Source organism: Streptomyces fuscichromogenes, from assembly GCF_014645815.1.
In the GTDB taxonomy this organism is placed as follows: Bacteria; Actinomycetota; Actinomycetes; order Streptomycetales; family Streptomycetaceae; genus Streptomyces; species Streptomyces fuscichromogenes.
The window spans coordinates 271,586-293,869 of record NZ_BMML01000011.1 but is presented as its reverse complement, the minus strand read 5'-3'; the positions used below and the strand labels follow the sequence as shown (position 1 = coordinate 293,869).

The following is a 22,284-nucleotide window of genomic DNA, read 5'->3' as shown; positions in this document are numbered from 1 at the left end:
CGGCCCGAGAAAGGAGCGAGGTGAGATGCACAGGATCCTCTTCCGCTGGCTCGTCGGCGCGGTTCCCGTGGTGTTCGGCGTGACCGTACTGACGTTCGTCCTGACCAGCCTGGTCCCCGGCGACCCCGGCCGCACCATCCTCGGTGCGAACGCGAGCCCCGCCCAGGTCAAGGTGCTCGACGCCCAGCTCGGCCTCGACCATCCGCTGCCGGTGCGCTACTGGGACTGGCTCACCGCCGCCCTGCACGGCAACCTGGGCGACTCGATCACCTCCGGAGTCCCGGTGAGCGACCAGCTCACCTCCCGCCTGGGCACCACCCTGTCCCTGATCGGCGGCGCGATCCTGGTCGCGGCCGTCGCCGGCGTCGCCCTCGGTGTCCTCAGCGCGCTCAAGGGCGGCTGGCTGGGGCGGGCCGTGGACGGCATCGCACTGGTCGGCCTCGCGGTGCCGAACTTCTGGTTCGGGCTGGTGCTGATGACCGCGTTCGCCGTGCGGCTGCCGCTCTTCCCCGTCTCGGGGTACGTGCCGTTCACCGACTCGCCGGTGCAGTGGTTCGAGTCCCTCGTCCTGCCGGTGCTCACCCTGGGAGTGCCGGCCACCGCGCCGGTCGCCAAACAGACCCGCGACGGCGTACTCACCCAACTCGACCGGGAGTACGTCCGGGTGCTGCGCGCCCGGGGCGTCCCCGAACGCTCGGTGATCTTCCGGCACGTGCTGCGCAACGCCGCGGCGCCGATCGTCACCGTGCTGGGCGTGGTGGTGGTGACCCTGTTCGGCGGCACCGTGCTCGCCGAGACCCTGTTCGTCATGCCGGGCCTCGGCGGCCTGGCCGTGACCGCCGCGCAGACGCAGGACATCCCGACGGTCCAGGGTGTCGCGCTCGTCTTCACGGTCACCGTGATGCTGATCAACCTCCTGATCGAAGTGGTGTACGCGATGCTCAACCCGAAGGTGCGGACATGAACACACCCACCGCACAGCACACGGCGCCGGCCGGCGGACGCAAAGGCCCGCGACGGAGCACCGCACCGCACGGCTTCACCGCCAGGCTCCTACGCAAGAAGGCCGCGGCCGCCTCTGCCGGCTACCTCCTCCTCGTCGTCCTGGTGACCCTGCTGGCCAGCCCGCTCGCCCCGTACGACCCCGACGAGCAGGACCTGACCGCGGCGCTGCAAGGCCCCAGCGGCGCGCACTGGCTGGGTACCGGCGAACTCGGGCGGGACGTGCTCAGCCGGCTGATGCACGGCGGGCAGATCACCCTGCTCGGCGTGCTGATCACCCTGGCCGTCTATCTGCCCCTCGGGGTCCCGGCCGGGATGATCGCGGGCTACAAGGGCGGCTGGTTCGACCGGCTCGTCCTCAAGAGCGCCGACCTGATCTCCGCCGTCCCGGTGATCATCGTCCTGCTGGTGGTCCTGTCGGTCTTCACGAACAACGAGAGCGCGGCCATGGCCGCCAACGGCCTGCTCGGCGCTCCCCTGCTGGCCAGGGTCGTGCGTTCGGCGACGCTCGGGGTGAAGGAGGAGCTGTACGTCCGGGCGGCGGTGGCGGGCGGCATCCGCGACCGCGTCATCATCCGGCGCCACGTCCTGCCGCGGGTCACCGGAGTGGTCCTCGTCCAGGCATCCGTGTTCGGCGCCTACGCCGTGCTCCTGGAGACCGGGCTCGGCTTCCTCGGCCTCGGCACCACCAAGGCCAGCTGGGGCAGCATGATCGCCGAAGCGTCCAAGAACATCGGCACCGACCCCTGGCTGCTCGTCCCCTCCGGCTTCATGATCATCAGCTTCATCCTGGCGCTCGGCCTGCTCAGCGACGGCCTGCGCGACACGCTCGCCGAACGCTACGCACCCCCCGCCGACAAGCCGCCGTCCCGCCGCATGGGACGCCCCCGGGGAGCCGCGCCCGAGCCGCTGCGGACCGAGGTCCCGGACACCGCGCGGGTGATCGAGGATCCCGACCCCGACGCGCTGCTGTCGGTGCGCGGTCTGACGGTGTCCCTGACCATCGAGGGCACGCCCACCGCGGTCATCCGGGACGTGTCGTTCGACCTGCGGTCCGGCGAGGTGCTCGGGATCGTGGGCGAGACCGGCTGCGGCAAGACGATCACCGCCACCTCCCTCCTCGGCATGCTTCCCGCGGGCGGCCGGATCGCCTCCGGCACCATCCTCTTCGAGGGCACCGACCTCGCACGCGCCGACGCCGCCACGATGCGCCGGATACGCGGCCGTCGTATCGGATGGATCTCCCAGGACCCCATCTCCAGCCTCGACCCGTCCTTCACCGCAGGAGCCCAGGTCGCGGAAGTGGTGCGCCTGCACACCGGCTGCTCCCGCAAGCAGGCCCGGGAGCGCACCCTGGAGCTCTTCGCGAAGGTACGGCTGCCCGACCCGGGCCGCGTGGCCGGCAGCTACCCGCACCAGCTCTCCGGCGGTATGGCCCAGCGCGTCGGCATCGCTGCCGCACTGGCCGGCGACCCGGCCCTGGTGATCGCCGACGAGCCGACCACCGCCCTCGACGTGACCGTGCAGGCCGAGATCCTCGATCTGCTGCGCGAACTCCAGGCCGCCGGCACCGCCGTCGTCCTCATCACCCACGACTGGGGCGTACTGGCGGACCTGTGCGACCGGGCCGTGGTGATGTACGCCGGCGAGGTCGTCGAGGAGGCCGAGGTCACCGACCTCGTCACCACGCCTACCCATCCGTACACGGCCGGCCTGCTGGGGTCCGACCCCCACCACGCCCTGCCGGGGCAGCCGTTGCCCGCCGTCGAGGGCGCGGTGCCGCCCCCGACCCAGTGGCCGGTCGGCTGCCACTTCCAGAACCGCTGCCCGCGGGTGACCGACGCCTGCAAGGAGAAGCCCGTGGTGATCTCCCGTCTGGTCGAGCTGGAACGGTCGACGCGGTGCATCCGCCCGCTCGAACTGATCGGAGGACCCGCCCATGACTGAAGCAGCTCTGCTCCGAGTGCGCGGGCTGGACGTCACCTATCGCCGCGCCCGGCTGCGCGGCGGCGACGTGCACGCCGTACGCGGCGTGGACCTGACCGTGGGCCGCGGCGAGACCGTCGGTCTGGTCGGCGAGTCCGGCTCCGGCAAGTCGACCATCGGCTCCGCGGTACTGGGACTGGTCCCGGCGACCGGGGGCGGCATCGAGTTCGACGGCGCCGACATCACGCACGCCACGCGTACGGACCGCCGGCTGCTGGCCCGCCGGATGCAGGTGGTCTTCCAGGACCCGTACGGCTCCATGAACCCGGCGCACACGGTCGGCGACACCCTCGCCGAAGCCCTTCGCCACAACCTGGGCCTGCCCGCCGACGAGATCCACGAGCGCGTCCTGCGCGCCCTCGACGACGTCGGCCTACCGCCCGGCGCCGCCCACCGCTACCCCGCCGCCTTCTCCGGCGGACAGCGCCAACGCATCGCCATCGCCCGGGCACTGGTCATGGAGCCCGACTTCATCGTGTGCGACGAGGCGGTCAGCGCCCTCGACCTGTCCGTGCAGGCGCAGGTCCTCAACCTGCTCGCCCGCCTCAAGCGCGACCGGGGCCTGAGCTACCTCTTCATCTCCCACGACCTGGCCGTGGTGCGCTACCTCAGCGACACCATCGTCGTCCTGTACGCCGGCCGGGTCGTCGAGCGCGGCCCAGCGGCCCTGGTCGCCGACCACCCCTCCCACCCCTACACCCGCGCCCTGCTGGCCGCCGCACCGGTCCCCGACCCGATCGCCCAGCGCCGCCGCCAGGCCGAGCGGCGCCTCACAAGCACGGCCGGCACGACCTCCGGACGTGTGAGTGCGGGCTGCGCCTTCGCGCCCCGCTGCCCGTTCGCGCAGGAAACCTGCTGGTCCGACCAGCCCGAACTCGTGGAGCACGACGGGGTCTCCGTCGCCTGCCACCGCCGCGACGAGATCGCCGCCGGCACCGCGGTGCCCCTCCAGACATCGGCCGGAGCCGCCTGACCGCCTCGCCGGCCTCGGCTCCTCCGCCGTCCCCACTTCACAAGGAACTCGATGACCACCACCGCCCCTGTCTCGTTCGACATCGCCGCGCTCCTGCCCGACGGCACGCACCTCATCGCCGGCGAATGGGTCCCCGCCCGCTCGAAAGCCGTACTGGAAGTCATCAACCCGGCCACCGGCGCCCTCCTCGCCCGCGTCCCGCGCGGCACCGCCGAGGACATCGACGACGCCGTACGCGCCGCCGAGCAGGCTCTTTCCGCCTGGCGCGACACCAGCCCCGCGGTGCGCGGCGAACTGCTGTACCGCTGGGCCGAGCTGGTACGCGAACACGACGACGACATCAACCGCCTGGAGGCCATGGAGGTCGGCCACCCCGTCGGCCCCTCCCCCATCGCCGCCCGCCTCACCTACCTCGCCGGCAAGGCCGACAAAGTCCTCGGCAACACCCTCCCGACCCGCTCCCCGGACATGCTGGGCCTGACCCTTCGCGAGCCGTACGGCGTCGTCGGCGCGATCATCCCCTGGAACGCGCCCGGCCCCATGACCGTCTTCAACACGGCCGCCCCCATCGCCGCCGGCAACACCGTCGTCCTCAAGCCCGCCGAGGACGCCCCCCTCACCGCCCTCTACCTCGCCCGCCTCGCCCAGGAGGCGGGCATCCCGCCCGGCGTCCTCAACGTCGTCACCGGATACGGCAACGAGGCGGGGGCCGCCCTCCCCGCCCACCCCGGCATCCGCAAGATGAGCTTCACCGGCTCCCCCGCCACTGGCACCGCCGTCATGGAAGCCTGCGCCCGCAACCTCATCCCCCTCCAACTCGAACTGGGCGGCAAGTCCCCGCAGATCGTGCTGCCCGACGCCGACCTGACCAAAGCCGTCCCCGCCATCGTCCGCAGCATCGTCATGAACAGCGGCCAGGTCTGCGCCGCCGGCTCCCGCGTCCTGGTCCACCCCTCCCTCCACGACCAGCTCGTCACCGAGGTCACGGACGCCTTCCGCACCGTACGCGTCGGCCTGTGGGACCAGCCCGTCGACATGGGCCCGCTCATCAACGCCCGCCAGGAGAAGCGGGTACTGGACTACCTCGCCATCGGCCGCGAAGAGGGCGCCGAAGTCGTCGTCGGCGGCGGAAAGCTCGCCGGAGAGCCGTACGAGAACGGCTACTTCGTCGAACCGACCCTCTTCGACCAGGTACGGCCCGAGATGCGCATCGCCCAGGAGGAGATCTTCGGCCCCGTCCTCTCCGTCCTCACCTACGAGGACGAGGAGGAGGCCGTCGCCATCGCCAACGGCACCCGCTACGGCCTCACCGCCGCTGTCTGGACCCAGGACATCGGCCGCGCCGTACGCCTCGCCCGCCGCGTCCAGGCCGGCCAGATCGCCGTCAACACCCTCGGTGACGGCGGACCCGGTGGAGCCATCGGCGCCCCCTTCGGCGGCTACAAGCACAGCGGCTTCGGCCGCTCCATGGGCACCGACTACCTGGAGGACTGGACCCAGGTGAAGTGCGTTGTCATCAACGCCGGATGAGTCTGCGGCGCCGCCCGACGGCACGTCTCCGACCGTCACCGCGCGGTGCGCCCCGGCACGCAACCGTCATGCCATACGGGACTGCTGAGAGGAAGGAACGCCACATGGTTCCGTTAGATCCGCAGCACCGCACGTTCATAAAAGGAATGGGGACCGGGGCCGCGGGGGCAGCCTCGGCCATGAGCCGTCAGGGAACCGCGGCCACGGGCCGCGGCGCCATGTACCTCTACGTCGGCGGCTGGTCCGAGACGGGCGCTGAGAGCGGGCTGTGGCTGCACGGCTTCGACCAGCGGACCTGGAAAATCACGCCGGTAAGGCGATCAGTGACGAGTTCGACTGCGGGTTCACCTCGACGAGAAGAAGCGGCTCTTCCACTGCACGGACCCGGCGGACCACGGCGTCGGCCCCTTTCGCATGGGCGGTGGCGAACGTGTCTTCACCCACCGGGCCGATCCCTCGGCCGGGGAACTGACCGAGGTCGACCTGCGGAGTTCCTTCGGCTCGGCCCCGTCTACCTTCTACCAGGGCTAGGTGATCACCATGACCGATTCCGGATCGAGCACGAGACGGCGGCGCCTCGGGCGCGGGCCGCTCGCCGGTCTGTCGGCGACGCTGCTGCTGTCGGCCACCCTGCTCGCGGGCGGGACCGCCGTGGCGGGCGAGCGGAGCTTCGCGGCCACGGCGGCCGAACCGGCCTCGGGCACCACTGCGGATTCCAGCACGTCCTGCCCGTCCGTCACCGGCACCCAGTCCGCCACGCCGACCGCCGGCTGGACCTCCCAGCAGGCGTCACAGTCCTTCGCCACCGCGAAACTGACGGCGTCACCGCGTGCGTCCCGCTGGGTGAGCCTGCGCTTCCACGGGCAGACGATGAGAGCGTGGGTCGACTACCCCGCGGGCAGGAAGAAGGCGCCCGTGGTCCTCGTGCTGCACGAGGTGTTCGGGCTCACCGACTCCACGCGCAACACCGCCGACGTGGTCGCGGCGATGGGCTACATCGCCGTCACGCCCGACATGATCTCGGGTCTCGGACCCGACGGCGGCGGTGACTCGCGCACCCTCACCGGCACCGGCGGCGGCACCTCCGACCTGGTCACGGCCGTCCCCGACGAGGAGGTCAGCGCCCGCATCGGCGCCTGGGTGAACTACGCCAAGCACCTGTCGCGTTCCACCGGTCAGGCCGACATCGTCGGACTCTCCTGGGGCGGCGGGGCGGCGTTCCGGTACGCCGCGACGGGCACGAAGTCGGTCGACTCGGTGTTCGTGTTCTACGACGTCGGGCCGCCCGCCGTGACCCAAGGCTGCCACCGCACCGAGGGACTCACCGACTATCCCGTCGACAAGATCGCAGTTTCGGTCCACGGGTTCTACGGCGAGGCCGACACCCGCGTGATGGCCAGCCTCCCGGCCACCACCGAGGCGATGTCGGCCGCCGAGAAGTACTACGACCCCGTCGTCTACACCGGCGCGGACCACGCCTTCATGCGCCTGGGCGAGGATCCATCCGACACGAATGCCGCGAACTCCGCCGCGGAGCAGGCCAGCCTGAAGCGCCTGAAGAAGGAGATACGGCAGTCCTTCGTCCGCTGAAACCGGCCATCACCTCTGCGCATGCGGCGGCCATCAGTGACCAGTCGGTGCCGCGGAATACGGTCTGGAAAGGGATCCGCGGTCACGCCGAGGGACAATTCCGCCGATTGTGCAGGGGTGTTGGAATTTTGCCGCCACGTGGGCTATTGCTAGCGACAAGCGGCCCAACAGCCACGAAGCTGTGAACTGGTCAAGAACTCGGCTCATATTGTTGACAATATTGCCGACAAAAATTTAGCGTGAGTGTCGCAGTCACCCACCCGCACTCAAGCAGCGGTCGGCCGCGCCGAGCAGGCCCGTAGCACCGTGGGGCGCCGCCGACCGAGAAGGGCCTTCCTGACCATGAAGCGCAGGACTGTCATATCCGGGCTCGCCGCGGCAGCGGCAGTCCCCGCCGTCACCGCCCTCTCGGCCGCTCCGGCGAACGCCGCCCCATCGGCCGGCAGCACCACGGCCAAGGCCAAGACGTCCAGCTCGGGAGACGCGGTGTCGCTGGTGTTCGACAAGGACGACTACACGGTCCTGACGACCACCATCACCACCGGCAGCGGCGACCACTCGGTGACGTACCACTTCTACAAGGCCGTCACCTACGTGGCGAAGCCGGTCGACGCGGCCTACCAGAGCCTGAACCTGAGCGTCCCCGTCGAGATCGACGGCACGGCGGTCGACGTCTCCCACGCACCGATCATGCTGGCCAACATCATGGGCGGGTACTCCTCCTCCAGCACCAACGCCGCGACCGGCGTCGGCTACACCGGCCCGATCATCGGTGGCCCGGGCGGCGGTGCCGGTGGTGGCGCGGGCGGCGGCAACGGTGCGGGGGAAGGCGCCACCGCACGCCAGAACAACGCCCTGTACGCGCTGGCGAACGGCTGGGTCGTGGTGGAGCCCGGCGTGCGCGGACGGGACAACGTGGCCGCCGACGGCACCTACTACGGCAAAGCCCCGGCCTGCATAGTCGACCTCAAGGCCGCCGTGCGCTACCTGCGCCACAACAAGCACCGCATCCCCGGCAACACCGACTGGATCGTCTCCGGCGGCGGCAGCGCCGGTGCCGCGCTCTCCTCGCTGCTCGGCGCCTCCGGCGACAGCCCGCTGTACCACTCCTACCTCAAGGAGATCGGCGCGGCCGACGAGAGCGACGCCGTCTTCGCCACGACGGCGTACTCGCCCATCACCGACCTCGACCACGCCGACATGGCCTACGAGTGGATGTTCGGCACCCTCCCCCTGGCCAGCGGCGCCACGGCCGCCGAGCCCTACTCCACCCAGCTGAAGGACGCCTACACCGGCTATCTCCGCTCCCTGCACCTGCGGGGCGTCAAGGGCTTCGGCACCCTCACCGCCGACAACTACGCCGACTACATGGTCAAGGCCTACCTCCAGCCCTCGGCGACCGCGTACCTCACCGCCCTCTCCGACGCCGACCGCACGACATACCTCACCGCCAACCCCTTCATCACCTGGTCGGGCGGCAAGGCCACCTTCACCTGGGACGGTTTCCTCTCCCACATCGGCCACCGGTCCAAGAACGCCCCCTCCTTCGACGCCCTCGACGTGAGTGCCTTCGAGAACCAGGAGTTCGGCGACGCGACCACCAACGCCCGCCACTTCACGCTCTACAGCCTGCGCACCGCCACCGGCGACGACACGGCTCAACTCGACGCCGACCTGCCCGAGAAGATCAGGCTCATGAACCCGATGCACTTCATCGGGCAGCGCAACCCCGGCCGCTCCAGGCACTGGTGGCTGCGCACCGGCGCCCTCGACACCAACACCTCGCACAACATCGTCCTCAACCTCGCCGCCAAACTCGACAACCTCGGCGACGACGTCAACTCCTCCCTCTACTGGGACGGCGGCCATGCCGTCAACGAGGACGCCGACGCCATGATCGCCTGGATCAACCACCTCACCGGCCACCGCCCCGCCTAGCCTTTAGCCGCCGATGGTTGTCGCCTCGGCGGCAACCATGCTCTCAACGGACGAAGGCACGCGCTGTACACACGGACGCCGTTGGGGTGAGATCAATGCCCGCATAGTGTCATCGTCCCTGCTGATGTTGACGGTGGGTCACATGCGGGAGATGTTCACCCAGACCGCGCGGGACGGGGCGTCGGTGGTGTTCCTCATCCGGTGCTGGGACCGGGTCGAGTACTGCACAGCGTCACCAGGGTTGAGAGTGAACTGGCGGCCGTCGATTTCCACGGTGAGAACGCCTTCGAGATTGATGCCGTATTCCATGCCGTTGTGTGTGGTGGGAGCGTTGGCGCTGGCCGTGCCGGGTTCGAAGTCGTAGACGTAGAGTTCGATCCGCATGTCGGGGTCGGCGAGGACCAGGGTGCGGCCGGCACCCCCCGCGGTGCAGTCGCGGCGCTGGTCGGCTTGCCTGACGACGGGATCGCCGGGGCCCGACGCCTGGAAGAGGGCGGTGATGCTGATGTCGAGGGCCTGCGCGACGGCATGGATGGTCGCCACGCTCACCCCGGTCTGGCCGCGTTCGAGGGTGGAGAGCATGGAGGCGCTCAGCCCCGTGTCCACCGCGAGGTCCTGCAGAGTGAGGCCGCGGAGTTTACGGTAGTGGCGAACCCTTCGGCCGACGCTGAGGAGCACTTCGTCGAGCGAGTGGTCCGGGGCACCGGGCCGGGCGACGGGTCCCTCGGCCGTCGGCTGGGAGTCGGTGTTCACGTCCGGCTCTCACCTTCTCGTAGTGCCCGTGGCGGACGGACCTGCGTCTGAGTTCCGGAAAGTATTGCACTGACGGTGACATCAGAACGCTCGGGCCGCACGGTCCCCGAGCCCATGGACGGGCGGGCCGAATTCCAGCCGCGGCGTGGAGGCGTGTGACCCCAAACGCAACCCTCCGCACCACTGCAATGAATCGATACCGTCACAAAAATATCAACACCAGCGTAAAAACTGCGTGGGGGCCGTCCAGGAGACCAGCGAGGTGACCGCTGCGCCCGGCGACGACGGGCGTCGCGACGCCCCGGGCGGGGAAAGACTTGCAAGGAGAACCCCATCATGTCCCGCAACGGCTACGACGACCGCCAGACCTTCGGCACGATCCGGGTCGCCGGAGTCCAGGCCGAGTCCGTGTTCCTCGATCTGGACGCCACCACGGACAAGGCCATCGAGCTGATCGAGCGGGCTGCTGCCCAGGGGGCCGACCTGATCGGTTTCCCGGAGGCGTTCATCCCTACCTTCCCGAACTGGTACGAGACGATCGGCGAGGGACCCAAGGCCCGCGGCTTCGACAAGGAACTCTTCAAGCACTCCGTCGAGGTGCCCAGCGCGCACCTCGCCGCCATCGCCGAGGCGTGCGGACGGACGGACATCAACGCCGTGGTCGGGATCAACGAGCGCCGCAACGGCACCACCGGGACGATGTGGAACACGCAGGTGCACATCACCCGTGACGGCGTGATCGCCGGCAAGCACCAGAAGTACGTGCCGACCTCCGGCGAACGGCTGGTGCACACGCCGGGCACCACGGGCTTCGGCAACAGCTTCACGACAGACTTCGGCACCGTGTCGGGACTCATCTGCGGCGAGAACTCCAACCCGCTGGGGCAGTACGCCGCCGCGCTGAACTACCCCGTCGTACACGTGGCGTCCTGGCCCTACTACTTCGCCCCCTACTTCCCGATGCACCACGCGATCCGGACCGCGTGCGCCGGACTGGCCTACTCGCTCAAGACGTTCGTCGTGGCGGCCGTAGCCCGCATCCCCGAGGGTTACGCCGATGCCGTCGCCGAGACCGCGGAACAGCATGCCTTCCTCACCGGGCAGCGCGCGCTGAAGAAGGGCGCCCTCGTCCTGGATCCCAACGGCAACGTGATCGCCGACGGGTCCGGCTCCGACGACGAGCTGCTGATCGCCGAGATCAACCTGGAGGACATCCTGGTACCCAAGCTCATCCTCGACTTCGCCGGGCATTACAACCGACCCGAGATCTTCGCTCCCCTGTTCCGGCAGTAGCACCCGCTCCACGCCAGGCCTACTCCATCCACCCCGTGGAGCACACCCGGGCCGGAGAACACATTGCGGAGTACCACGGCCACCCCGGTAACGAGTTCGTCCACGGCGTGGCCGGTGAGGTCGAGCGCGAACTGCAGGGCCCCGAAGGACCTCTCTTCCACCTGCCCTGGCCGGGAGACAGCATCTGTTCCCCCGCGGCAGGCCGCACCGCCGACGGGACTGGCGGAGTCACGCCCTGGGCTTCTGAAACCGAACCGGGGTGACGCCGTGATCCGGTACCCGGCTGCCACACCCGGCCCAATCGCGCCGGCCGGGTCGCCGAACGGCCTCACCCTCATGACAAAGGCGAGTACACGCGCGGTGTCAGGCATGGATGGCGTCACGAACAGCGGGTGCACATACGCAGCACGCTCTCATCCTCCACGCCCGGCACACGACGGTATGCGGCCGGGCTGGCCACCGGGGCGGTGCTTCGACGAGAATGTTCGAGGTCCGACGGGCAGCAGTCGCGGCGTGAGGCGCCGCGTCACGAGAGAAATTGATGGACCTGGTGATCGAAGACGTCAAGAGCGGGCACGAAGTGGTGGCCGGTGCGAGCCTCTCGGCCGGCACGGTGGTCCAGCGAGGCAGGGACAGCGCGCACGTCCCGACACCCGACGAGTTCCTCTCCATGCCCGGCTTCGTCATACGGCGTCTGAACCAGGCATACTCCGCGGCCTGGCTGCGTCACGTCGGCTCGGCCCTGACCGGACCGCAGTTCGCGGTCATGCTGGCGGTCAGGAAGCATCCGGGGGTCGAGCAGGGTTCACTGGCGGCGGCGGTGGCGTTGGACCGCTCGACCATGGTGGGCGTGGTCAAGCGGCTCGAAGCACGGAACCTCGTCACTCGCGTGCAGCCACCGGAGGATGGGCGCAAGAGGCTTCTGCACCTCACCGAGGAGGGCGCCAGAGTCGTGGAAGAGGTGAATCGCAAGGCACGCGAGCTCGACGCGATGCTCCTCGAAGGCATGGACGAGATCGCACAGAGTGCGCTGTGGAGCCGCCTCAACGAGCGCGCCGACGTCTGGGAGAGGCTCGTGTCGGAGTAGGGCGCCCGCCGGTTCCGCTCCGCGCGCGACCGGGTGACCACTCGAACCACGAGTCAGGTGTACCTGCTCGCCCGATCGTGTCAGCTGCTCGTGCCCGCGGTCAGGACGACGGACCGGGCGGCGCGCCGGTCCGGGAGATGCAGCACTCCCCGTCCGCAAGGCCGTCCCCGGCGCAGACGGCCTCAGCCGCCTCGGGGCCGGATCCACCGGCGATGACCGGCAGCCGGGTCCACAACGACCGTTCGGCGGACGTGCACACCTCCTAGCTCCAGCCGATGATCGCGCGGAGCATGCGCCGATGAGTCGGCCTGGTCGGACCGTGGTCGACGGACAGTCCGGCGGAACCCTCCCGACGCTCCAGCAGTTCAGGGAGGCTGGTCACGCGCACCCGGACCACGGCCGGTTCGATGGTCAGCGCAGCCGGCCGGGCCCGGCGCACGGCCGGGACGACCAGGCCCGGTTCGCATCGTCACATGGAATTCCGGCCGCACGGCGACGATCCGGGCTCGCAGCAATTCTACGGACTCCTCCGTCGGCAGAGACAGCGATGCATGGCATAGGCGAACTCATCCGTGATGTCCGGTGCGCGGGCGCCTCGTGCCGGGATGCACGGCTGGGGAGCGCCCGACAGCAGGGTCCTGACCTGTGCGGCGCAGGCACCGGCCTCGCACTCCCGGTGGTCCGGCACCAGCGGCGAGTGCCGGCCCGCTGGACAGCCCGCGCGCCGGTCCGCGGCCGACCTGCCTGCCGGATCGGCCCCCCATCATGCCCGCCACCGGGGACACACGCCGCCGGACGCCGGGCTCAGATCGACAGGCCACACCCGTGTCCGAACGCTCTCCTCCACGCGTCGGCGACTCCCAGCGCCAGCCGGGTCCTGCCCACCCCGTCGACGGCCATCTGCCCTCCGCCCACGAAGCCGGCGAACACCGCTGGCCGACTCCCCTCCTCCACGATCACACCGGTCACGCTCTCGCTCACCTCCGAGACCACCTGGGCGAGTGCCCGAAGCCGATGGCGGCACAACCCCTCCTCCACGCGTCCCACCCCGTTCGTTCTCCGCATCGCACCGGTCAGGGCACCGGGCTTCGAGGAGAGGCGCTGCGAAGCCGTCGTCCGGGCCGGAGATCCACCGGCGTGGAGGAAGATCAAGGGAGGACGGCGAAGCGGAGTCCGTCGAGGCACGAGAGGAGCACGGACTGTGGCCTTCGAGGGACTCCGCTGTCATGCCGGGTTCGCCGGCTCCGTAACCGCGCTCTGCGCCGCCGTGAGCGACGGCGACGGGCGGTCACTCGGCCTGTCGGGAGACGGCGACCGCCGGCTCCCCCACCACCGGCTGCTCGGCCTTCCGACGGCTCAGCTCCGTGGACAGGATGACACCGCCGATGATCAGGACACCGCCGATCATCTCGGCGTGCGTCAGGTGCTCACCGCGGATGACCGCGATGATCGCGGTGAACACCGTGACCAGGTTCAGGGTGATGCCCGCCTTCGCGGGGTCGATGCGCTCGGCGCCCACGTTCCACAGCGCGTAGGACGCCACCGACGGGAAGAAGGCGATGTACAGCAGCGACCAGCTCGCGTTGCCGGTACTCGGCCAGTTGACGCCGTGAACGAGCGCGATCGGCGTCATCGCCACGCAGAAGAACACGACCTGCAGCGCCGAACAGGTGATCGGCGGGATCTGCGGACCGACTCGGATCAGGATCGTGTACGCGCTCCAGACCAGGACGACTCCGACCATCCACAGGTCACCGGGCCGGAATCCCTGGGAGAGCAGTGAACCGAGGTCGCCGCGTGAGATCGACAGGACCACACCGACGAACGCGATCGCAATACCGATGCCGCCGCGCAGGGAGATCCGGTCCCGCAGGAAGACCGCCGCGCCAAGGAGGATCAGGATGGGGTTGAACGAGTTGATCAGCGCCGCCGTGATGGGGGGCGTGGTGACCAGGGCCGCGTAGAGCATGCCGCTGTAGCCGCCGATGCCCAGGGCGCTGAGCAGCAGGATGAAAGGCCAGTGCCGCAGTGCGTCCCGCCACCGCGGGCGCTCGGTGAAGTGGGCCAGGATTACGATGGGGACGGCGGCGAACAGCCACTTCAGGTAGACGAGACTGACCGGGTCCATGTCCGCCACAGCGACGGCGCCGAGGACGTAGTTGCCAGCCCAGAACAGGTTCGCGCCTATCAGCGCTGCCAAGGCAAGACCTTTGCGCATGACCACTCCTTAGGGTGTGCGCGTCGGCCCGTAAGACACACGGAAACGGGCCGGGGCGGGGTCAAGAGGGTTGGTGAGGTGTGCGACGAGGTGTGACCGGGGAGATCACGACCCCGCCGTGGCAGTGCACTTGACTCGCCTCGCTCGGCTCCGTGGGGGGACGCCCACCGAGGGCCGTGGGCGGGAGAGGACGGTGGATCGAGAGCTTGGGCGGGGATTTCCTTCGGTTACCTCTCGAAGAGGGGCGCGAAGATCTCGGGCCGGTTGTAGTGACCGGCGAAGTCGAGCACGAGCTTCGGCACCAGGACTTCCTCCAGGTCCAGGTCGGCGAAGACCACTTCGGCGTCCTGGCCGGAGCCGTCGACCAGGAGCCGGCCGTGGTAGTCGAGGATGAGCGCGCCCTTCTTGAGCGCGCGCTGCTCGGTCAGGTAGGCGCGGTCCTCGTCGGTGGCGGCCACCGCGTCGATGTACGCCTCCGAGATCCGGGAAACCGAGGCCAGTGCGTACGTCTTGAGGCTGTAGGCGACCCCCGCGGTCGCGGTCTGGATCGCGTGGTGCATCGGAAAGTACGGGCGGAAGTACGAGGGCCAGGAGGCGACGTGCACCACCGGGTAGGCGGTGGCGGCCGCGTACTGCCCGAGGGGGTTGGAGTTCTCGCCGCAGATCAGACCGGACACGGCGCCGAAGTCGGTGCGGAACGCGTTGACATGACCGGTCTGGCCGGGGCCGTGCACATAGCGCTCGCCCGTGGTCGGCACGTACTTCTGGTGCTTGCCGAGGATCTCGCCGGTGCGCGAGATGTGCACCTGGGTGTTGAACATCGTTCCGGTGCTGCCGTTGAGACGCTCGTTGATGCCGATGACGGCGTTGATGTTGCCGCGGCGACAGGCGTCGGCGACGGCCTCGATGTGTGCGCCCGGCACCTCGACGGAGTGCTTGAACAGCTCTTTGTCCAGGTCACGGGAGACGGCTCCCTCCCCGAGCGTCTCGTACCAGTTGGGGAAGGTCGGGATGAACGCCTCCGGGAAGCCGATCAGGTCGGCGTTCTCCGCGGCCGCCTGCTCGATGAGGCTGACGGCCTTGTCGGTCGTACCGTCGATGTCGAGCAGGACGGGTTCGGCCTGGACGGCCGCCACCCGGATGGACTTGAACGTCTGGCGCTCGTTGTACTCCACAGGTCCTCCTGGGGTCTTCTTGTGACGCGCGACGGGTGTGCCGTCCCGGCCGTTATGAGAAATTGCGAGGATCGAGTTTGAATGCGGCTCGGCGCACCTGCTCCGCGGTGGGACGCAGGTCCGTGGCGAGCAGCTTTCGGGCACCGACGTGGTCGGGGGCCCGGTTGACCGACTCGACCGTGTTGAGCCGGCCGTCGTGGAACCGGAAGACGGAGAACCGGCCGGTGACCTGGTCTCCGTGGACGACACGTTCGTCCTGGTCCTGCGGGATGCCCACCATCTGCACCCGCAGGTCGAACTGGTTGGTCCAGAACCACGGCACCGCCCGGTACGGCTCGTCGGAGCCGGTAATGATCCGGGCCGCGACGTGACGTGCCTGGTCCACGGCGTTCTGGACGGACTCCAGCCGGGTACGGCGTCCGGCGTGGTGGCTGGGATAGTTCGCGCAGTCACCGATCGCGCTGATGGCGGGGTCGGACGTGCGCAGCCGCCCGTCGACCACGACGCCGTTGTCCACGTCGAGGCCGGCCCGCACGGCGAGGTCCGTTTTGGGGACCGCGCCGATACCGACGAGGACGACGTCGGCATCGAGCAGGGTGCCGTCGTCGAGTTCGACCGCCCGGACGGCCCCGCCCGCTCCCCGCAGGGCGACGACACAGCGGCCGAACACGATCTCGGTGCCGTGGTCACGGTGCACCTCGGCGACGTGTGCGGCGAGTTCGGGGGACGCCACCCGGGCCATGAGCCTGGGCAGCACCTCCACGATCGTGACCTGGTGGCCCAGCTTGGCCGCGACCGCCGCGACCTCCAGGCCGATGAAACCACCGCCGACGATGACGACCCGCCGGGCCGGGCCGCGCAGGAGGCCACGCAGCGTCGTGGCGTCGGCCAGCGTCCGCAGGACGACGACACCGGCCTGGTCGGCGCCCGGGACGGGCAGCGCGCGGGGGGTGGCGCCGGTGGCCAGGACCAGGTGACCGTAGTCGAGGAACTCGCCCTGCTCAAGCGCCACTTTTCCGGCCGTCCGGTCGATGGCGACCACGCCGGTGCCGGTGCGCAGACCGATGCCGTGCTCGTCGAAGAAGGCCGCCGAGCGCAGCTCTATCCGGCTGCGGCCGCCGTCATCGGTGAGGAACGCCTTGGAGAGCGGGGGCCGCTGATAGGGCAGGCCGGGTTCGGTGTCGACGACGGTGACGGGGCCCGCGAACCCCCCTTCCCGCAGGGAGGCGGCGACCTGAAGGCCTCCCTGGCCGGCGCCGACCACGACGACGGGCGCTGCGTCCTGGAGGCTCGACGGTGCCACGCCTACTCCTGCGTCTCGGGCAGCCGGACGATCAGGCCGTCGACGGCACCCGTGACCGGGATCTGGCAGCTGAGGCGGCTCGTGTCCTTGCGAGGGCTGCTGGTGCAGTCGAGCAGTTCCTCCTCGAAGTCCACGATGGGCCCGAGCCCCGCGAACTGCGCCTCGTCGACGTAGACGTGGCAGGTCGCGCACAGCGCGTTTCCGCCGCACTCGCCGACGATGCCGTCGACGTTGTTCCTCAGCGCGGTCTGCATGACCGTGCTGCCGTCCTCGGCCTCGACGGTCGTCTTCACCCCGGCGGGGCTGATGTAGGTGATGCGAGCCATCACGATGCTCCTTCGGATGTGTCACTGGCGCGGCTGATCCACGGCCCCCGCCGCTCCTGGTCCGCGTCCGCGGACGGGTGGGGCCTGCTCGGGCGGTGCCGCCCGGTCACTGCCGTCGTCGGGTGGATGCCTCCGCCGCCGCGCGGGCCACAGAGTCCGAGGGATTGTGGGGCCTGCCGACCACGCCCTCGGCCCGCTCCTTGTCCAACATCGCCTGGACGATCTTCCGGGACCGCAGCGGGCCGCCGTCGACCTTGATGTTCAGCTCCTCGGGGTACGAGGGCTCCCAGGCCGCGATGATGTGCTCGATGGCCTCGCAGGCCTCGATGTCCTGACCGATCACGGTCGACACCGAGTTGGAGACGTACCCCGTGAGCTCCTCGTCGTCGAGTGCGAAGTCGCGGGACACCGACCAGAAGTAGTGCGTCGTCGTGCGGGTCTCCGGCGTGATGCCGTGCAACGTCTTCTGGTGGCACTTGCGCTCGTCGCCGGCGTCACCGTACGGCTTGAGCGTCGTGGTCGTGGTGTGGAAGGCCGGCGCGAAGAAGTCCGCATGCTGTTCGCGCTCGATGTCCGAGTCGATCCCCGTGACCTTGACGTAGTAGGGCGGGCAGACCGTGCGCGGCATGTGCCGGCTGACGCGGACCCACGTGTCGTCCGACTCCACGGTGACCGCTGTCTCGGCGATCTCCGGCGAGCCGATCGAGGTCAGGTGCAGGAAGGACAGGTGGGAGAGGTCCAGCAGGTTCTCGTTGAGCAGCTGGGCTCGCGCGTTCATGTGCTGGGTACCCGTGGCCGTGGTCCAGCCGTCCGCGGTGTACCAGTGGTGGTCGGGGATCAGAGAGGTGTCCGCCTTCTCCGGATCACCCATCCAGATCCACACGAAGCCGCTTCCCTCGTGCAGCGGAAAGCTCTGCACGCGCACGCTGTCGGGGATGGTCGCGCGCCCCGGAATGCGGGTGCACTTGCCGTCCGGCGCCCAGGTCAGACCGTGGTAGCCGCACTCGACCCGGTCACCGCGCAGGTTGCCCATCGACAGGGGCATCTGACGATGGATGCAGCGGTCGACCAGGGCGACCGGTTCACCCGCCTCGGTGCGGTAGAAGAGGATCGGATCCCCGAGGATCCACCGCGAGAGGAACTCACGGGTGATCTCCGAGCTGTGCGCGGCGACGTACCAGGCGTTGCGGGGGAATTCGTCGGGATACACGGCAGGCTCCTCCGTGATGGATCTCGGGGCGGTGACTCGTTCGACGAGTGACAGCGGCGCCCCTTGTGGCTGAGCGCGACCATGAGCGGCCTGCTCAAGAAGTTTGAGCACGGACAGTATGTGCTCCCATTGTGTTCGTCAATACTGCGCGCCGCTAGAGGTGTGGGCCTGACAATCACTCTACGGACAAGCGCGCCGCACAGTCGGCGCGCAGGCCCTGGATCGCACAGTTTCCGCAGTTCATAGCGGTAAGCGGAAGCATCACCGTGGATCCGTCAACCGATCGCGCACCTCCTCGGAGAGGTGACGCGCAGGATCCGCCCGAGCACTTGACGGGGGAAGTGACGACCCCCTGGCTAGCATGCATAATGCACGCGAATCGGATACACAGGTCGGGTTCAGTTTGAATACAGACTAGTTTCCGGACCGTAAAAGGCGCAGGCGGGAAAGGGTGCGGCACGCATTGACACCGCCATCTGTCAGCGTCCGACAGATGGTTCGCGGAACTTGCCCCACCGGAGTCGCCGCACCGGGTCTATCACCCACAACCGCCGACGAGGCGAACTGATTGCCGCCAACCGCCGTGAACGCGCTTGCGCACAGGGGTTTCCCCTGCCGGAAAACCGTGGCGTGCGGACATACCCGCGATGACGCGGCGACCTCGCTCCGCCGGCCGCGACCGTCCCGACCTGTTCCGCACATCGTGCGGGCGCCGCCCCGGCCCTTGACTGATTCGTATGCAAACTAGTTCCATGGCGGGCGGCGGCCGTTCACCGGCCGAAAGGGCGTTGCCTGTCGTGCCGGCGAGGCCAGGAGCGGTGAGCCGGTCCTGGTGTCGTCATGCGCCGGTCGCCGGTCGCGTACCGGCCCGCCCGTGGCATCGAGCCGATGCCAATCCGTCCTGACCCGCGCCCCGCCCCCGTCACCACGAGGAATGCGATCGACCATGACCACGACGAACATCACCGGACACGTGTCTGCCCGGATGCCGGTCGCCTACATCCGGATCTACACGGGGCACGACGGCCATTCGTACTTCGAGGACGTCAGACCCGACGGGGAGATGCGTGGGACGCCCGAGTCGGATCTCCACGCGATCTTCGGTGAGCTCCTCCAGGTGGACACCGCGGTCTTCCGCCACGTAGTCCGGGAAGCCGACGACAGCAGGCGGCACAACGCTCCCCGCCCCCAGTTCATCATCGTCCTGAAGGGTGAGTGCGAGGTCGAGTCCTCGCTCGGCGACACACGCAGGATGGGCCCCGGCCACATCCTCCTGGCCGAGGATGTGGCCGGCTTCGGCCATGTCACCCGCCGAATAGGCGACCAGGAACGGTTGACGATGGTCGTCACCCTGCGCACCGACTCCGCCGACGGCGCGGCCTAGGCCGGTGAAGAACTCCCGGAAGCGGCACGCCGCAGGGGACGAGGGCGAGGCTCTGCTGGTCACGGCCGTCCTGCTGCTGGCCCTGAACCTGCGCGGCCCTGTCGTCGCCGTCGCGGCCGTGACCGGCGGCATCGCCGACGATCTGCGTGTCGACGCCACCACGCTGGGCCTGTTCACCAGTCTTCCCGTGCTGTGCTTCGGCCTCGGCGCCCCCTTGGCCTCGGTCGTGCTGGCGCGCCTCGGAGTCGGCCGCGGAGTTCTGCTCGCGCTGTGCGCACTGGGCACCGGGATCCTGGTGCGTTCGTCCGGCGGACTGGGTACGGCACTGGCCGGAACCGTGATCATGGGGCTGGCCGTCAGCGTGTCGAATGTCGCGGTCCCGATGGTGATCGGCCACCATCTCCCCCGGCGAGCGGCCACGGTGCTGGGAGCCTACGGTGCGTTCATCAACCTCGGCTCGATGCTGGCATTGGGCATCACGGCCCCCTTGGAGAGGTCGTTGGGGTGGCGTGCGGCGCTGGCCGGCGGGGTCGGACTGGTCGCCCTCGCCTCCGCGGCATGGTGGCTGGCCCTACGCGGGTCGCTCGCGGACACCTCTGCGGCAGCCGACGTAACCGCGGGTCCGGGCGACGTGAGCGGCGGCTGGTGGAGGAACCCGGTGGTCTGGGGGCTGACGCTGTCGTTCGCCTGCCTCGCCTTCTGCTACCTGGGCATCACGGCGTGGCTGCCGCTCGTGCTGCACGACCGGGCCGGGCTGAGCACCGCAGGGGCCCCGCTCGGCTCCACCGTCTTCCAACTGGCCTCCGTCCTGGGAGGGCTGGGCTTTCCCCTGCTGATGCGCGGGCCACGCCGACGGGTCCCGCTGGTCCTCTCCGTCAGCGCCGCGATGACGGTGCTGCCCCTGGGACTGCTGTCGGCCCCCGCGCTCTGGACCGTGTGGTGCGCGGTCGGCGGCGCGGCGCAGGGAAGCGGCCTGACGCTGGTTCTGTCCCTGGTCGTGGAACGTGCCCGCGATCTCCGGGAGAACCGCCGGTGGTCGGCGCTGGTCCAGGGGGCCGGCTACCTCGTCGCCGCGCCCGCGGCGGCTCTGATCGGCGGTGTCCACGACGCGACGGGCGGGTGGCACACCCCGCTTCTGGTGATCACGGCCGTCGGTCTGGCGCTGGCGCCTGCCGGGCTCGTCGCGGCGCTGCGCGGGCATACCGCGCCCGCCGCCTCGGCCGGGGGCGCTCGCGCACAGGCGCGAACGTGACGTGACCGTCTCCTCATGGTGGACCGTCCGCGTGTGGCACCCGTCCCTCCCGCAGGTTCGGCCTTGACCTGCGCGGGCCCGCTGTGTTGATGATGTGCCCGAAGAATGTTCGGATGCTGACTACCCAGGGGTGCGGAGCTCCGCCGCCCTGGTGAGGGGGTTCGATGATCTGGCAGCGGGGAGCGGTGGCGGAAAAGGTGTGGTGGTCGGCATGAGCGGTACGCGCGGCGTGGTGATCCAGCGGGGCCGGGACAGCGTGCAGCTTCCAACTCCCGAGGAGTTTCTTGTGATGCCCGGGTATGTCGTCCGGCGGCTCAACCAGGCCTACGCCGCCGCCTGGCTGCGTCACGTCGGGCAGGCCCTCACCGGCCCGCAGTTCGCCGTCATGCTGGCGATCAAGCTGCATCCCGGCGTCGAGCAGGGTTCGCTGGCGGCGGCCGTGGCACTGGACCGGTCCACCATGGTAGGCGTGGTCAAGCGACTGGAGGCACGGAACCTGATCACTCGCGTCCAGCCGCCGGAGGACGGCCGCAAGCGGCTGCTCCACCTCACCGACGAGGGCGCCAGGACCTTGGACGAGGTGGATCGCAAGGCGAGGGAGCTGGACGCGCTGCTCATCGAGGGCATGGACACCGTGTCCCGCAAGGCGATGTGGAACCGGTTGAACGAGCGGGCCGACGTCTGGGAGCGGCTGACTTCCGAGGGGCGGTAGACACGCCGACCGCGGCGGTTCGAGGAGAGAGCGCGGGCCAGGGCCCAGCGCCCTCTGCCCCACGGATGCATCGGCGGTCTCCGGAAGCCGATGACGGTTCGAGTACGAACTTCATACCCGGCGGGGCAGTCGAGGCCCGAACCGTCCCTCCCGGCGCCCGAGCAGCCTGACCGGCACGGCACGGATCACTTCGGCAGCCGGCCGGGCGGACCTCTCCGCAGCGGCAGCGAGCGGCCCTTCCTCCGCCACGACAGGTCTCTCACCAGGTCATACTGAGCCGCTCGCTTCCGCCGGCCCGTTCGTCACGGCCTGCCGTCGGGTCGCACCGGACGATGACCTCCGTGAGCTTGCGTGCCGGTGGCCGAGAAAGCGCACGGTGCTCGGGAGGATGCCACCGAACGGCACACCTCCTTAGCCCGCCCGATGGGACCGCGGCTGGATACGGATCCGTCGCGGGCCGGCGCCTCGGGCCCCCGAACGGGCCGAATACTTCGCCGGACGTCCGGAAGACCACCCGGTGAGCAGCCATTACGTGGTCTCGGCACGGCGTTT

At 69.7% G+C, this 22,284-nt stretch carries 19 protein-coding genes; 11 read left to right on the top strand and 8 right to left on the bottom strand.

All coding sequences use genetic code 11. The features are described from left to right. Positions 1-25: 25 nt before the first annotated feature. From IEZ11_RS25220 to IEZ11_RS25205, 4 genes are read left to right on the top strand one after another with little or no spacing between them, the layout of a single operon-like run. The gene (locus IEZ11_RS25220; RefSeq protein ID WP_189265131.1) at positions 26-964 is read left to right on the top strand and encodes an ABC transporter permease; all 939 of its coding nucleotides are present in this window, start codon (positions 26-28) and stop codon (positions 962-964) included. Then, the gene (locus IEZ11_RS25215; RefSeq protein ID WP_189265130.1) at positions 961-2,949 is read left to right on the top strand and encodes a dipeptide/oligopeptide/nickel ABC transporter permease/ATP-binding protein; all 1,989 of its coding nucleotides are present in this window, start codon (positions 961-963) and stop codon (positions 2,947-2,949) included. The genes IEZ11_RS25220 and IEZ11_RS25215 overlap by 4 nt, the downstream gene beginning before the upstream one ends. Next, the gene (locus IEZ11_RS25210; RefSeq protein ID WP_189265129.1) at positions 2,942-3,961 is read left to right on the top strand and encodes an oligopeptide/dipeptide ABC transporter ATP-binding protein; all 1,020 of its coding nucleotides are present in this window, start codon (positions 2,942-2,944) and stop codon (positions 3,959-3,961) included. The genes IEZ11_RS25215 and IEZ11_RS25210 overlap by 8 nt, the downstream gene beginning before the upstream one ends. 51 nt (positions 3,962-4,012) lie before the next feature. Next, complete coding sequence (locus tag IEZ11_RS25205) at positions 4,013-5,491, top strand: aldehyde dehydrogenase family protein (RefSeq protein WP_189265128.1); 1,479 nt, start codon at positions 4,013-4,015, stop codon at positions 5,489-5,491. Positions 5,492-5,794: 303 nt separating this feature from the next. Here IEZ11_RS25205 and IEZ11_RS25200 read toward each other — a convergent pair whose 3' ends face one another. Beyond that, positions 5,795-5,935 (bottom strand): hypothetical protein, encoded by a 141-nt coding sequence (locus IEZ11_RS25200; RefSeq protein WP_189265127.1) that lies wholly within the window; start codon positions 5,933-5,935, stop codon positions 5,795-5,797. Between the two features lie 96 nt (positions 5,936-6,031). Between IEZ11_RS25200 and IEZ11_RS25195 the strand changes: the two genes are divergently transcribed. Beyond that, entirely contained in the window at positions 6,032-7,081 is a 1,050-nt protein-coding gene (locus IEZ11_RS25195; RefSeq protein ID WP_189265126.1) for a dienelactone hydrolase family protein, read from the top strand. A gap of 342 nt (positions 7,082-7,423) precedes the next feature. Beyond that, positions 7,424-9,019 carry a subtype B tannase gene (locus tag IEZ11_RS25190; RefSeq protein ID WP_189265125.1) on the top strand — a complete coding sequence of 532 codons (1,596 nt, stop codon included), beginning with the start codon at positions 7,424-7,426 and terminating at the stop codon, positions 9,017-9,019. 138 nt (positions 9,020-9,157) lie between these two features. On the opposite strand, the gene IEZ11_RS25185 is transcribed toward IEZ11_RS25190, so the two are convergent. After that, positions 9,158-9,772: a helix-turn-helix domain-containing protein gene (locus IEZ11_RS25185; RefSeq protein WP_189265124.1), complete on the bottom strand. Its 615-nt coding sequence runs from the start codon at positions 9,770-9,772 to the stop codon at positions 9,158-9,160. A gap of 336 nt (positions 9,773-10,108) precedes the next feature. On the opposite strand from IEZ11_RS25185, the gene IEZ11_RS25180 reads away from it, so the two are divergent. Beyond that, complete coding sequence (locus IEZ11_RS25180; RefSeq protein ID WP_189265123.1) at positions 10,109-11,065, top strand: nitrilase-related carbon-nitrogen hydrolase; 957 nt, start codon at positions 10,109-10,111, stop codon at positions 11,063-11,065. Between the two features lie 541 nt (positions 11,066-11,606). Further along, positions 11,607-12,152 carry a MarR family winged helix-turn-helix transcriptional regulator gene (locus IEZ11_RS25175; protein WP_189265122.1) on the top strand — a complete coding sequence of 182 codons (546 nt, stop codon included), beginning with the start codon at positions 11,607-11,609 and terminating at the stop codon, positions 12,150-12,152. An 804-nt stretch (positions 12,153-12,956) separates the two neighbouring features. On the opposite strand, the gene IEZ11_RS25170 is transcribed toward IEZ11_RS25175, so the two are convergent. The 6 genes from IEZ11_RS25170 to IEZ11_RS25145 form a co-directional block, all read right to left on the bottom strand. Further along, entirely contained in the window at positions 12,957-13,133 is a 177-nt protein-coding gene (locus tag IEZ11_RS25170) for a hypothetical protein (protein ID WP_189265121.1), read from the bottom strand. Positions 13,134-13,440: 307 nt separating this feature from the next. Then, positions 13,441-14,370 (bottom strand): DMT family transporter, encoded by a 930-nt coding sequence (locus IEZ11_RS25165; RefSeq protein WP_189265120.1) that lies wholly within the window; start codon positions 14,368-14,370, stop codon positions 13,441-13,443. A gap of 227 nt (positions 14,371-14,597) precedes the next feature. Then, on the bottom strand, positions 14,598-15,545 hold the full coding sequence (locus IEZ11_RS25160) for a nitrilase-related carbon-nitrogen hydrolase (protein WP_189265119.1): 948 nt from the start codon (positions 15,543-15,545) through the stop codon (positions 14,598-14,600). Positions 15,546-15,597: 52 nt separating this feature from the next. Further along, complete coding sequence (locus tag IEZ11_RS25155; RefSeq protein WP_189265118.1) at positions 15,598-16,848, bottom strand: NAD(P)/FAD-dependent oxidoreductase; 1,251 nt, start codon at positions 16,846-16,848, stop codon at positions 15,598-15,600. 2 nt (positions 16,849-16,850) lie between these two features. Further along, a complete protein-coding gene (locus IEZ11_RS25150) occupies positions 16,851-17,174 on the bottom strand; it encodes a 2Fe-2S iron-sulfur cluster-binding protein (protein WP_189265117.1) in 324 nt (107 codons plus the stop codon). A 106-nt stretch (positions 17,175-17,280) separates the two neighbouring features. Then, a complete protein-coding gene (locus tag IEZ11_RS25145) occupies positions 17,281-18,384 on the bottom strand; it encodes a Rieske 2Fe-2S domain-containing protein (protein WP_189265116.1) in 1,104 nt (367 codons plus the stop codon). Between the two features lie 946 nt (positions 18,385-19,330). Between IEZ11_RS25145 and IEZ11_RS25140 the strand changes: the two genes are divergently transcribed. From IEZ11_RS25140 to IEZ11_RS25130, 3 genes are all read left to right on the top strand, one after another. Further along, positions 19,331-19,768, top strand: a complete 438-nt coding sequence (locus IEZ11_RS25140; RefSeq protein WP_189265115.1) for a cupin domain-containing protein — start codon at positions 19,331-19,333, stop codon at positions 19,766-19,768. 4 nt (positions 19,769-19,772) lie between these two features. Further along, on the top strand, positions 19,773-21,020 hold the full coding sequence (locus IEZ11_RS25135) for an MFS transporter (RefSeq protein WP_189265114.1): 1,248 nt from the start codon (positions 19,773-19,775) through the stop codon (positions 21,018-21,020). Positions 21,021-21,231: 211 nt separating this feature from the next. Beyond that, positions 21,232-21,732: a MarR family winged helix-turn-helix transcriptional regulator gene (locus tag IEZ11_RS25130; protein WP_189265113.1), complete on the top strand. Its 501-nt coding sequence runs from the start codon at positions 21,232-21,234 to the stop codon at positions 21,730-21,732. Positions 21,733-22,284 lie beyond the last annotated feature (552 nt).